Annotated in this window: 12 protein-coding genes; 6 read left to right on the forward strand and 6 right to left on the reverse strand. The window is 65.9% G+C overall.

What is annotated here, in order from left to right; genetic code table 11:
- Window positions 1-12: 12 nt before the first annotated feature.
- Both IB229_RS16920 and IB229_RS16925 read left to right on the forward strand, forming a co-directional pair.
- The gene (locus IB229_RS16920; RefSeq protein ID WP_192331073.1) at window positions 13-348 is read left to right on the forward strand and encodes a tRNA-binding protein; all 336 of its coding nucleotides are present in this window, start codon (window positions 13-15) and stop codon (window positions 346-348) included.
- Window positions 345-1217: a DMT family transporter gene (locus IB229_RS16925; RefSeq protein WP_192331074.1), complete on the forward strand. Its 873-nt coding sequence runs from the start codon at window positions 345-347 to the stop codon at window positions 1215-1217. The genes IB229_RS16920 and IB229_RS16925 overlap by 4 nt, the downstream gene beginning before the upstream one ends.
- Before the next feature lie 42 nt (window positions 1218-1259).
- Here IB229_RS16925 and IB229_RS16930 read toward each other — a convergent pair whose 3' ends face one another.
- The 5 genes from IB229_RS16930 to recQ form a co-directional block, all read right to left on the reverse strand.
- Complete coding sequence (locus tag IB229_RS16930) at window positions 1260-1538, reverse strand: SelT/SelW/SelH family protein (protein ID WP_192331075.1); 279 nt, start codon at window positions 1536-1538, stop codon at window positions 1260-1262.
- 96 nt (window positions 1539-1634) lie between these two features.
- On the reverse strand, window positions 1635-3740 hold the full coding sequence (locus IB229_RS16935; RefSeq protein ID WP_225579163.1) for a FimV/HubP family polar landmark protein: 2106 nt from the start codon (window positions 3738-3740) through the stop codon (window positions 1635-1637).
- A gap of 281 nt (window positions 3741-4021) precedes the next feature.
- Window positions 4022-4456, reverse strand: a complete 435-nt coding sequence (gene slyA / locus IB229_RS16940; RefSeq protein ID WP_192331076.1) for a transcriptional regulator SlyA — start codon at window positions 4454-4456, stop codon at window positions 4022-4024.
- 129 nt (window positions 4457-4585) lie between these two features.
- On the reverse strand, window positions 4586-5602 hold the full coding sequence (locus IB229_RS16945; RefSeq protein ID WP_192331077.1) for a DUF2804 domain-containing protein: 1017 nt from the start codon (window positions 5600-5602) through the stop codon (window positions 4586-4588).
- 113 nt (window positions 5603-5715) lie between these two features.
- Entirely contained in the window at window positions 5716-7839 is a 2124-nt protein-coding gene (recQ, locus tag IB229_RS16950) for a DNA helicase RecQ (protein ID WP_192331078.1), read from the reverse strand.
- A 172-nt stretch (window positions 7840-8011) separates the two neighbouring features.
- On the opposite strand from recQ, the gene IB229_RS16955 reads away from it, so the two are divergent.
- The 4 genes from IB229_RS16955 to lapD all read left to right on the forward strand — a co-directional run bounded on the left by IB229_RS16955 (window position 8012) and on the right by lapD (window position 11900).
- Window positions 8012-8599, forward strand: a complete 588-nt coding sequence (locus tag IB229_RS16955) for a YecA family protein (protein ID WP_192331079.1) — start codon at window positions 8012-8014, stop codon at window positions 8597-8599.
- A 154-nt stretch (window positions 8600-8753) separates the two neighbouring features.
- Window positions 8754-9155, forward strand: a complete 402-nt coding sequence (locus tag IB229_RS16960) for a YbaN family protein (protein ID WP_192331080.1) — start codon at window positions 8754-8756, stop codon at window positions 9153-9155.
- Window positions 9156-9241: 86 nt separating this feature from the next.
- Window positions 9242-9943, forward strand: coding sequence for a cysteine protease LapG (gene lapG / locus IB229_RS16965; RefSeq protein WP_192331081.1), 702 nt, complete (start codon window positions 9242-9244; stop codon window positions 9941-9943).
- A gap of 10 nt (window positions 9944-9953) precedes the next feature.
- Window positions 9954-11900 carry a cyclic di-GMP receptor LapD gene (gene lapD, locus IB229_RS16970; protein WP_192331082.1) on the forward strand — a complete coding sequence of 649 codons (1947 nt, stop codon included), beginning with the start codon at window positions 9954-9956 and terminating at the stop codon, window positions 11898-11900.
- A gap of 59 nt (window positions 11901-11959) precedes the next feature.
- On the opposite strand, the gene IB229_RS16975 is transcribed toward lapD, so the two are convergent.
- Window positions 11960-12298 (reverse strand): tryptophan synthase subunit beta, encoded by a 339-nt coding sequence (locus IB229_RS16975; RefSeq protein WP_192331083.1) that lies wholly within the window; start codon window positions 12296-12298, stop codon window positions 11960-11962.
- Window positions 12299-12364: the final 66 nt, after the last annotated feature.

Raw genomic sequence — 12364 nt, forward strand, 5'->3', positions numbered from 1 at the left:
CAGGAGCTCACTATGCACACCATCGAATGGCAGGACTTCGAGCGCGTCGAATTGCGCGTCGGCACCCTGCTCAGCGCCCGCCTCAACGAGAAGGCGAACAAGCCGGCCTACGTCCTCGAAGTCGATCTCGGCGAACTCGGGGTGAAAACCTCCAGCGCCCAGCTCACCGCCCACTACACAGCTGAACAGCTGCTCGGCCGCCAGGTGCTCTGCGTCTGCAACTTCGCCCCCAAGCACGTGGCCGGCGTGCGCTCCGAGGTGCTGGTCACCGGCGTCTACGACAGCGACAACCGGGTGGTCCTGGCCAGCTTCGACCACCCGCTGCCCAACGGCGCACGCCTGGCATGAACCGGCGTTCGGCACTCTTCGCCCTGCACCTGGGCGCCGTCCTCTTCGGCCTTTCCGGGATCTTCGGCAAGCTGGCGCTGGCCGCACCGATCGTGATCGTCTTCGGCCGCGCGCTGTTCGCCGTGGCCGCCCTCGGCGTGTTTTCCCGCACCGGGGACAACGACCAGCGCCCCAGCCGCATGCGCCTGCTGGCCCTGGCAGGTGCCGGCCTGCTGCTCGGTGGCCACTGGTGGAGCTTCTTCATCGCGGTGAAGGTCGCCGGCGTAGCGGTGGCGACCCTCGGCTTCGCCAGCTTCCCGGCCTTCACCGTGCTGCTCGAAGGGCTGCTGTTCAAGGAGAAGATTCGTCGCAGCGAATTCGCGGTAATCGCTCTGGTCTGCCTCGGGCTGATCCTGGTTACCCCGCATTTCGACTTCGGCAGCGAAGCGACCGTCGGCCTCGGCTGGGCGATTCTCTCCGGCCTGCTGTTCGCCCTGGTGTCGGTGTCCAACCGCGCCACCACGCGCGGCCTGAACCCGGCGCAGGCGGCACTGTGGCAGAACGTCAGCATCCTGCTGTGCAGCCTGCCCTTCGCCTGGAGCCTGCTGCCGGATGTACGCGCCTTGGACTGGCTGTGGATCGGCCTGCTCGGCCTGCTCTGCACGGCGCTGGCACACAGCCTGTTCGTCGCCAGCCTGCGCGTGCTCAATGCACGCAGCGCCTCGGTGGTGTTCGCCCTGGAGCCGGTCTACGGGATCGCCTTCGCCTGGTGGATATTCAATGAACAGCCGGGCCTGCGCATGCTCGTCGGCGGCGCGCTGATCCTTCTGGCGACGGTGATTTCCGCACGCCTGAGCAAACACAGCCCGAGCGTCGACGACCTCAGTTGACGCCGTAGCCGCGCCCGCTCAGGCGGGCACCGGGTGCGCAGCTCAGCGGTCGTTGTGGCCGAGATCGCGCGCCGGGTCGATCAGGTCGCGCACGCGCTGCTTGAGCACCTTGGCTTCGGGAAAACCGCCATCGGCCTTGCGCTCCCACACCTGCACACCGTCACAGGTGATGCGGAACAGCCCGCCGCTGGCCGGCTCGAGGCTGACCTTGCCCAGCTCGTCGCTGAACGTACTGAGCAGCTCCTGGGCCAGCCAGGCAGCGCGCAGCAGCCACTGGCACTGCGTGCAATAGCTGATCACCACTTCGGGTTTGTCGGACATGCTGGGCGTCTCCTCTGTGTCGCGCGCTGCGGATGATAGCGCCGCACAAACGAAAACGCCGCGGCATCGGCCGCGGCGTTCGTCGTGGTGCAGCGGTCAGGCGATCTGCGCGAGCAACTCCCGCGCACGGGCCTTCTCGTGCTCGTCACCCTCGCTGATCAGCTCGTTGAGGATGTCGCAGGCACTGCCGATGTCGCCCTGGTCGATGTAGGCCAACGCCATGTTCAGCGTCACCAGGTGCTCACGGTTACCCGCCAGGTGTTCCAGGTCGGCCTTGAGCGGTTGCTCGGCGAAGGCGTCGACGAACTCCTCGTTGAGCAGCTCCTCGCCGAACGGGCTGGACTCGTGATGTGCCAGCTCCTCGACCTCCGGCAGCTCGCGCAGGTTGGAGCGGAACGCCGGGTCGAATGCCGGCGGCGTGATGACCTTGCCGCGTACCGGCGGAACATCCTGCTTGAACGGGCTGACCAGGTCCCAGTCGGCATCCAGCGACAGGTCGTCGAGGTTGAGCTGGAAATCGTCCGCCACCACTTCACTGGCTGGCGCGGCAGGTTCGTCGAGTTGCAACACCGCATCGGCCAGCGGCTCGACGGGCTCGGCTACCGGCTGCACGTGGCTGTAGCGCGCGCGGATCTGCTCAATCTGCACCGGATTGGCACCCAGCTCGCGGGCACGCTGCTCCTCGTCGGCGAATCCCGTGGCATCCCCCAGCTCGCCCAGCACCTCGAGCAGACGCAGGCGCAGATCCAGGCGAGCCGGCTCGTGCTCGATGGCCTTGCGCAAGGCATTGCGCGCCTCGCCGAAGCGGCCGTAGGCGATATAGATGTTGGCGCCTTCCAGGGCGTCCGAGCTGAACGTCGGCGTGCGCGGCATCAGCGGGGCCGATGCACTGGCGACAACCGGCGCCACGGGCTCGGGTTGTACGGCAGCGACGGCCGGCGGTTGCGCCACGACCGCGGTCACGGGCTGGTGTACTGGCTCGGCAGGTGCCACGACAACCTGGCGCCGACCGCGCAGGAAGAACCCGGCCAGCAGACCCAGCAGCAGCGCCAGCCCACCCAACCACAGCGACCAGTTGCCGAACGAGGATCCAGCGGTCGGCGGAGCAGCGTCGCTGGCAGTTGCCGACGGCGTCGCCACTGCCTGGGCTTCTTCTGCGGGCACGACCGCGGCAGGCGCGCTGGCCGGCGGCGCCTCATTGATCAGCGGCTCCACCGGCACGGCAGCCTGGCGCTGCTGTTCGAGCTGGGCGCTGATGGCTGCCAGTTGCTCGTCCTTCTCCGCCATCTGCGTTTGCAGTTGCAGCAACTGCGCCTGCAGATCGCCGATCAGGGTCTGCAGTTGCTGGTTCTCGGCGCCCTGGCTGGCCACCTGCAGATCCAGCTCGCGCTGGGTCGCCTGCAGTTGCTGGGTTCCCGGCGTTTCCTGCGGTGCGGGCGCGGCGGGCGCAGAGACACTCTGCTCGGCGGCAACCGCTGCCTGTACCGTACCGCCGCCGGCAACGGCGCTGTCCGGCAGCAGCAGGTCGGCATTGGCTTGCAGGCGATTGCGATCACCGCCGCTGAATGCCTGCGGGTTGAGGGCATGAATATCGGCCATCAGCGCATCACGCGATGCCGTGCTGCCGGCTGCCTGCAGGCGCCCGGCAATGGTCCACAGGCTGTCGCCGCTGCGCACCTGATAACGCTGACCGCTGCTGGCGCTCGGCATCGGACGCGGCTGCGCGGGCTGGGCCGCAGGTGCACTCTGGCGCACGGGCGCCTGCAACTGCTCGTTGGACGCCGCCACGGCGGTGTACGCGGCCGAGCCCGGCGGATCGATGAGCAACGTGTACTCGCGCAGCAGATTGCCACCCGGGCGGCTCAGCTCAACGATGAAATTCAGATAAGGCTCACGCACCGGCTTGCTCGACACCACACGAATCAGCTGCTTGCCGTTGCGCATGATCGGCGAGAAGCGCAGATCGTTGAGAAACATGAAGCGGTCGACCCCGGAACGCTCGAAGTCCTCGCTGGAGGCCAGCCGCACACGGATCTCGTCCGCCGTCAGGTCACTGGCCTGGATCAGCTCGATATCGGCTTCCAGTGGTTGGTTGAGTGCAGAGTGCAGGCTGATGTCGCCCAGGCCCAGCGCCGGCGCCATGCCGGAATACAGCGCGGACCCTGAGGCCAGCGTCAGCAGAATATGACGAAAACGAGCCATTGGCCCTCCCCCGGAATGTCCGGTACGCGTGAGTAGTCAGCAGTCTCGCGACAGCGAGTATCCCTGGCATGAGAACGACGCGTGATGCATCTCGGGAGGGCTTTCCCTGTCGACCCGGTATCGTTTCGCTCGTCCTTTCTGCAGCCGTATCGGGTACGACAGGCAAAAAAGGCAAAGGCATATAGCCAGCATATGAGAGCGTCAGAAAAATGCCAACCAGCTCTCACTAAATAAACGACGGAGGGAGGCGTCGGAAAACCGTTATGGGTCAATCCACTAGGTCAATCTTTCTCGAGATTGCAGAGAATCTGCGCATGCACCTGCTGGCACCGCTGGATGTCGGCATCGCTGATGCCTTCGAACAGTTCCCTGCGCAAGCCCTGGGCGATGCTCTCGATCTGCTCGATCAGCGGTCGCGCCTGGGGGCTGAGGACAACCTTCTTGGCCCGGCGATCTTCCGGTACGGCCTGGCGCTGTACCAGGCCCTGGGCTTCCAGTCCGTCGAGCAGGCGTGCCAGGGTCGGGCCCTCGACACCCACGGTTTTCGCCAGCTCGCGCTGCGTGGGTGCTTCTTCCAGCAGGGCCAGGTGCAGCAGCACCAGCCAGCGTGCCTGGGACAGCCCCAGGCCAGAGAGGCGGCGATCCAGCTCGGCGCGCCAGGCGCGGGACAACTGGGCCAGCTGCATGCCAAAACTGTGTTGCGCGAACATTTGCATGGGTACGTATGACCGTTTGCTTGGCTTTTCGCTGCGGCTTGCCTTCCCCACTCTCGGGCAAACAGCAGAAAAACCTAATTATTAGTCACCTAACCATAACCCGTACCCCTGCATCCGCCAACCCCGCCGTTACCATTTGACGTACTGGTCCTCGACGAAGCCCCAGAGATTGTCGATCCCCACCGGCGCTCGGCCCGGCGGCCGCAAGGTGCCCTGGAAACAACCGAACACCTGCTTGAAGTTGCTGGCCAGCACGACGAGGTTGAGGTGCTCGCGGTGCAGGCCGTGGCCACGGAAACTCAGCTCGACCTGGCCGTCGCCAGAGTGGATCTGCCAGGGCTGCAGCGGCAGGTCGCGGTCGAACTGGAACTGCACGCCGCCGACCGGCAGCAGTTCGCCATCGAGCCAGTAGCAGTTCTCGCTGAAACTGGTTTCGTTGACCCCGCAGGACAGGTTCAGGCCGACGCGCAGCCCCGCCACTTCGCCAGACAGGCACGCCCAGTTCCAGTGCGTCTCCGGGCGCATGTAGCCCGCCGACCAGTCGTGGTGGGCGAAGGCACCGATCTCCCCCAGGTCGAAATCGCCCAGCGCGCTGCGCACCGAACCCTGGCAGCGCACGCCGGCGACCTTCTGCGCGTAGACCCAGCCATTGACCGCCGTGGGCGTGCAGATGTGCATGGGCTGAAAGGCCGGTTGCTGCTCGGAGAACTGCGCATCGATCCGCGTGCCGTCATCCAGTTCCACCAGCAGATGCTTATCGCGCGTCGCGCGGTGGTTCTCCAGGCGCAGCAGGTTGCCGCCGCTGCGCAGCTCGCAGACGCCCTCGTCCGGCTCCTGGCAAAAACGGCTGCCGAAACCCAGCGGCATGCGCACCTGGCGCTCGATCATGCGTCCGCTCGCCGGGTGGAACAGGTAAACGAAGCCGACACTCAGCAGGCTCAGGTTGGCCAGCGCGCAGCCGCCGATCAGCTCATCGCTGACCAGGCCGAAATACTGGAACTGATGAAAGCGCCGCCACTTGGCCAGCGCACCAAGGCGTCGCCCCATGGGCGAGCGAAAGTCGAAGTCGCGGTAGTTCACCTGCCGCGGCGCGGCGGGAAAGATGCCGTAGTGCGGCTGACCGTTGGCCTGAATCAGTGACTCCATGAGGCGACCGCTCCTTAGCTGGGGAGCGGCGATGCTAGCACCCGCGCGTCACGCGCCAGCACGCCATACGCGCCAAAAATGCGGCCTTGCCGTGCCGCTCGCGCAGGTGCGGGTCAGACCTCGAACTCGGCCTGTAGCGCGGCTCGCACGCAATGCAGCACGCCATCGTCGACCCGGCCAACGAAAGCCTCGGCGATGGCCGATACGGGCGGCAGTTCGCCTTCGCCGTCGAGGAAGGCATCCTGAATCTCGCCGAGCAGATCCTCGGGCAAATCCAGTGCCTGCTCCAGGCTCAGGTGTTGGCGGCCGATGGCTTCGGCCAGCAGGCTGTAGACGTTCTTCTCGGTGCATTTGAGCTGTGCGGCGATCTGCAGCGGCGTCATCCCGGCACGGGCCAGGCTGACCAGCTCGTGGCGCAGGTCGACCACTGCCGCTTCGCTGCGCGCACCGTTGAGCACCTCGAGAAACGCCTCGCCATAACGCTCCAGCTTGCGCGCGCCAACGCCGCTGACCTGGGCCATGTCGCTCATCGAGGCCGGCTTGCTGCGCAGCATTTCCAGCAACGTGGCGTCCGGGAAGATCACGTAGGGCGGTACGCTGTGCTCTTCGGCCAGCTTGCGCCGCAGCGTGCGCAGGGCTTCCCACTGCTCGCGCTCGTCCTGACGCACCAGTTGGCTGGCGCTGCTGCCGGAGGCCTTGATCGCCTGCTGCGGTTTCAGGTCGCGGCGCAGCTCCAGGCTGACCTCGCCACGCAACAGCGGCCGGCAACTGTCGGACAGGCGCAGGCCGCCGTAGCCGTCGAGGTCGACATCGGCCAGGCCACGCGCCACCAGCTGGCGGAACAGCGTGCGCCAGTCGCCTTCGCTGAGTGCCTTGCCCATGCCGAACACCGCCAGGTGCTGGTGCCCGGAAGCACGAATCTTGTCGTTCTCGCGGCCGAGCAGCACATCGACCAGATGACCGACGCCATAGCGCTGGCCGCTGCGGTAGATTGCCGACAAGCCCTGTCGCGCCGGCTCGGTGGCGTCCCAGGTCTGCACGCCGTCGACGCAGTTGTCGCAGTGGCCGCACGGGTTGGGCAGGTCTTCGTCGAAATAGGCCAGCAGCGCCTGGCGTCGGCAGCGGGTTTCCTCGCACAGGGCGAGCATGGCATCGAGCTTGTGCTGCTCGACGCGCTTGTGGCGCTCGTCGCCCTCGGAACTGGCCAGCATCTGCTTGAGGAAAATCATGTCCTGCAAGCCATACGCCATCCAGGCATCGGCCGGTAGGCCATCACGACCGGCGCGGCCGGTTTCCTGGTAATAGGCTTCCAGCGATTTGGGCAGGTCGAGGTGGGCGACGAAGCGCACGTTGGGCTTGTCGATGCCCATGCCGAAGGCGATGGTCGCGACCATGATCAGACCTTCCTCGTTGAGGAAGCGTTTCTGGTTATAGGCCCGCAGCTCGCTGGGCAGGCCGGCGTGGTACGGCAGCGCCGGGAAGCCCTGCTCGCTGAGGAAGCCGGCGACCTCCTCGACCTTCTTGCGCGACAGGCAATAGACGATGCCGGCATCGCCCTTGCGCTGGGCGAGGAACGCCAGCAACTGCTTGCGCGGCTGATCCTTGGGCACGATGCGGTAGAAGATGTTCGGCCGGTCGAAGCTGGAGAGGAAACGCTCGGCATTCTGCAGGTGCAGGCGCTGGACGATCTCCTCGCGGGTGCGCATGTCCGCCGTGGCGGTCAGGGCGATACGCGGCACTTGGGGGAACAGCTCGGCCAGCTGGCCCAGCTGCAGGTATTCGGGGCGGAAATCGTGGCCCCATTGCGAGACGCAGTGCGCCTCGTCGATGGCGAACAGGCCGACCTGCACGCGCTGCAGGAAATCCAGCATGCGCGGCTGCACCAGGCGCTCGGGCGCCACGTAGAGGAACTTGATCTCACCGCGACGAATGCGCTCGGCGATGCTGCGCTGCGCCTCGGCATCCAGCGTGGAGTTCAGCGCCACCGCGGCCACGCCGAGTTCGTCGAGCGTGGCGACCTGGTCGTCCATCAGCGCGATCAGCGGCGACACCACCACGGTCAGACCGTCACGCAGCAGGCCCGGTACCTGGAAGCACAGCGACTTGCCGCCGCCGGTGGGCATCAGCACCAGCGCATCGTCCCCCGACGCCACGCGCTCGATGATCGCGGCCTGGTTGCCGCGGAAGGCGTCGTAGCCAAAAACGTCTTTGAGGATGCGTTGAGCCTGGTCGAGCATGCGGGTCTCCGTTTGCAGCGGCGCAGTATACGCGAGCACCGGTCCGAATAAGTCCAACGCCTGTCGCCCTGCGCAAAGCACCGCGGCAAACGGCCGCCACACAGCGCGGGCCGTGCTTTTGCCGGCGCAGGGGGCTAGAATCCGCTCTGATCTTTCCTCAAGGTAGTCCGCAATGTCCTTTGCCGAGCAACTGTCCCGCCTGCAAGCTTTCCTCGATGCCGATGAACTGCACGAGGAGGCCCTGGACTACGTCGCCGCCCACGGCTACCTGACCGCCCTGGCCATCTGCCCCGAGCAGGTTCCCGAGCGCGAGTGGATCGACGCCCTGTTCGCCGAGCCGCCGCACTACCGCAGTGACGCCGAGCGCGAGGAGATCGAAGCCACCCTGATCCAGCTCAAGGCCCACATCGGTCGTCAGCTGGCCAGCGACGACGAGCCGGAATTCCCCTGCGACGTCGACCTCGGTGAAGATCCGGACGACTCCGACCTGCGCGGCTGGTGCATCGGCTTCATGGAAGGCGTGTTCCTGCGCGAAGAAATCTGGTTCGTAGACGCCGAAGACGAAGTCAGCGAGCTGCTGCTGCCGATCATGGTCGGCTCGGGTCTGTTCGACGAACAGCCGGAGTTCACTGAAATCGCCCGCGACCGCGATCTCGTCGACACCATGATCGACCAGATCCCCGAAATCCTCACCGCACTGTTCCTGCTCTGCCAGGCGCCGGAAGAGAAGCCGGCACTGCTCAAGCCGCGCCACCACTAACACCCTGTCGAGACGTGCTCGCACTCGCCCGCACCGCGTCGAAAGCAGCCTCGCAGCGCTCGCTCGCACCACGTGAACCGCGTACTGCAGGCTGTCGCTTGCACAGCGGCGCTGCGCCGAAGGGCACCGCGCCGAGCAGCGAGGCCAAGTACTGATGGCGCACCGTGACATTCGCCGCAGCCGCCATCGCAGCGTGCGCTACCTGCTGCTCGCAGTCGGCTGGCTCAGCGTGGCGCTCGGGGTGATCGGTATTTTCGTCCCAGTGCTGCCCACCACGCCCTTTCTTCTGCTCGCCGCCGCCTGCTTCGTGCGCAGCTCCGAACGCTTCTACCACTGGCTGGTGGACCACCCGCGCCTCGGCCCGTGGATCCGCGATTACCTCGAAGGCAACGGCATTCCGCTCAAGGGCAAGGTCTACGCGATCGTCAGCATGTGGCTGAGCATCGGCGTGTCCTGCTACCTGGTACCGATGCCCTGGGCGCGTGGTTTCATGTTGACCAGTGCGGTGCTGGTGAGCCTCTATATCCTGCGTCAGAAAACCCTCCCGCCGCGCTGAAAAAATACCTCACCAGAACGCCTGGAAATCCGGCAGCCCGGACAGACGCCGCCTAGACTTTGCGCACTTCCCACGAAGATCTCGCCATGCAGCGACGGCAGTGCACTCACGGATGGTCAGCGCGCCTGCCGGCAACCCGGCACGTGGCCGGCTTGCTGTTGTTTTCACTGATCGTGCTGGGCGCCGCCCAGGCCAACTGGGACTTCGACCAGATCCTGCAGAACGCGGAAAAGCGCTACGGCAACCTCGGCCTCGGCAAAGGTCGCATCGAGGCCTGGCGCGAGCTGATCGACAGCAGCGACACACTCGCCGAACGCGACAAGCTGGTCACCGTGAACCGCTTCTTCAACCGTCAACTGCGCTTCTCCGCCGACCAGCAGAACTGGCAGCAGGAGGACTACTGGGCGACGCCGATCGAGGCGCTGCTCAAGGGCGCGGGCGACTGCGAGGACTACTCGGTCGCCAAGTACTTCACCCTGCGCCGGCTGGGCATTCCCAGCGAGAAGCTGCGCATCACCTACGTCAAGGCACTGCGCTACAACCAGGCGCACATGGTGCTGACCTATTACGCCGAGCCGGGTGCACCGCCGCTGGTGCTGGACAACCTGATCGGCGAGATCCGCCCCGCCGCCGAGCGCAAGGACCTGCTGCCGGTTTACTCATTCAACGCCGAAGGCCTGTACCTGCCGGGCTCGGTGAGCAAGAAGAGCGATGCCAAGAAGCTCTCACGCTGGCAGGAATTGATGAAGAAGATGCGCGCCGAAGGCTTTGCCATCGACGAGGGTTGAGGAGAACGCTATGTCTCTTTTGAAACAGCTGTTCCTGGCCATCTGCCTGTTCCTGGTCGTGGCCTTCACCGGCAGCTTCATCGCCGGCATGGAAACCTCGCGCGAGCAGATGCTCAGCCAGTTGCGCTCCCATGCCCAGGACGCCGCCACCGCGCTGGGCCTGTCGATGACGCCGCACGTCGACGATCCGGCGATGCTCGAGTTGATGGTCAGCTCGATCTTCGACAGCGGCTATTTCGCCACCATCCGCGTGGTGCGCATCCCCGATGAAAAGATCATCGTCGAACGCAACACCAGCGCGGCGGCCGACAATGTGCCGGCCTGGTTCGTCAGGCTGGTCAACCTCGAGCCGCAAGGTGGTGATGCACTGATCATGCGCGGCTGGGACCAGGCCGCTCGCGTTGAAGTGCTCAGCCATCCCCAGTTCGCCCTGGCCAAGCTCTGGGACGGCGCCATCGGCAGCCTGCTCTGGCTGTTGCTCTGCGGCCTGGTCAGCGCGGTGCTTGGCGGCTGGCTGCTGCGCACGCAGCTGCAACCCCTGGACAAGATGGTGCAGCAGGCCCAGGCCATCACCCGGCGCGAATTCCTCACCCTGCCCCGCGTACCGCGCACACCGGAACTGCGCCGCGTGGTCACGGCCATGAATCAGATGGTCGAGAAGCTCAAGGCGTTGTTCGCCGAGGAAGCGGCCCGCAGCGAAAAACTGCGCGAGGAGGCCTACCAGGACAGCCTCACCGGCCTCGGCAACCGGCGCCTGTTCGACATCAAACTGGCCAACCAGCTGACAGTGAGCGAACAGCACACTGCCGGCTACCTGATCTTCCTGCGGGTCAACGACCTCGGCGGGCTCAACCAGCGTCTGGGCAGCCAGCGCACCGACACCCTGATCCTCGGCATCGGCGAACTGCTGCAGCGCCTGCTGGAACAGCGTGGCACGCCGGACTGGACCGCCTCGCGCAGCCGCGGCGGCGAATTCACCCTGCTCGCACCAGGCCTGGTTGGCGAGGACGCCGACCGCCTTGCCAGCGAGCTCATCGAGGGCCTGGAAAGCCTGCGTCAGACCGGCGCCAGCGATTGCACACCGGTCGCCCACCTGGGCATCGCCGCCTTCAGACCGGGCGAACACGCGGGTGCGGTAATCAGCCGTGCCGATCAGGCCCTGGCGCAGGCGCAGAGCACACCCGGCAAGTCGTGGGAACGTCTGGACGACTTCAATGCCCTCCCCGGCCAGGGCCTGCACGACTGGCGCCAATGGATCGATGCGGCGCTCAGCCAGAGCAAGCTGCAGCTGTACTTTCAGCCGGTGGCGCAATGCGCGGATGTTCAGCACATCCTGCACCGCAAGGTGCTCGCGCGCCTGCTCGACCCACAGGGCGACGCAATCGCCGCTGGGCGCTTCCTGCCCTGGATCGAACGCCTGGGCTGGGCCTCGCGCCTGGACCTGGCGATGCTCGAACACAGCCTGGCGCACCTGGCCGAACACCCGCATCCACTGGCGCTGAGCCTATCCGCCGCGACCCTGCGCGAACCGGCCAGCCTGGCGAAGATGCTTGGCATCCTGCGTGAGCACCCGCAACAGGGCAGTCTGATGATCCTGGAGCTGGACGAACGCTACCTGCCACCACCGAGTGAACTGGAAAGCCTTAGCCAGGCGGTTCGCGAGGCCGGCTATCAACTCGGCCTGCAGCACTTCGGCGGGCGTTTCAGCCTGATCGGCAACCTGACGCGCCTGGGCCTGGCCTACCTGAAGATCGATGGCAGCTACATCCGCGCCATCGACAGCGAGAGCGACAAGCGTGTATTCATCGAGGCCATCTTCCGTGCTGCCAACAGCATCGACCTGCCGCTGATTGCCGAGATGGTAGAGACCGAGGGGGAGTTGAGCGTGCTCAACGAGCTGGGCATTCACGGCGCCATGGGTCGCCTGATCGGCGCGCCATCACCCTGGCAGAGCTAACGCCTGCCGTCCTGCAGGTGGGCTGCAGCACGGCAGCGTACGCGCGCCTGTCGACGCGCTCAGTACGGCAGCTTGCTCTCGTCCTTGACCAGCCCACCCAGACCCTCGACCTGTACACGCGCCTGCGCACGTTGCTGGAGCTTGTTGCGCGCAGCATCGGGCAGGTCGGTGTAGCGCATCACGCCGCGATCAACCAGCACCCCGACCAGGTCTTCGATGACCCGCACCAGCTCCAGATCGGAGTGCTGCAGCGACATCAGGTGCTCATGGAGCGAACGACTGGCCAGCCAGCTCTGCACCTCGGGATCGGCGGCCGGCATGCTGTGGGTCATGCTGTCGAAGGGCTCTTTCTCTACCCGCAGAACCCTTCCCTTCTCATCGCGCTGCACATAGACCATGAATCACTCCCGAATCATGTCGCACAAAAAAGCCCGCCACCGGGAAGGTGGCGGGCCGCCTTAGTT

It is taken from the genome of Pseudomonas sp. PDM14 (assembly GCF_014851905.1).
GTDB lineage: Bacteria > Pseudomonadota > Gammaproteobacteria > Pseudomonadales > Pseudomonadaceae > Aquipseudomonas.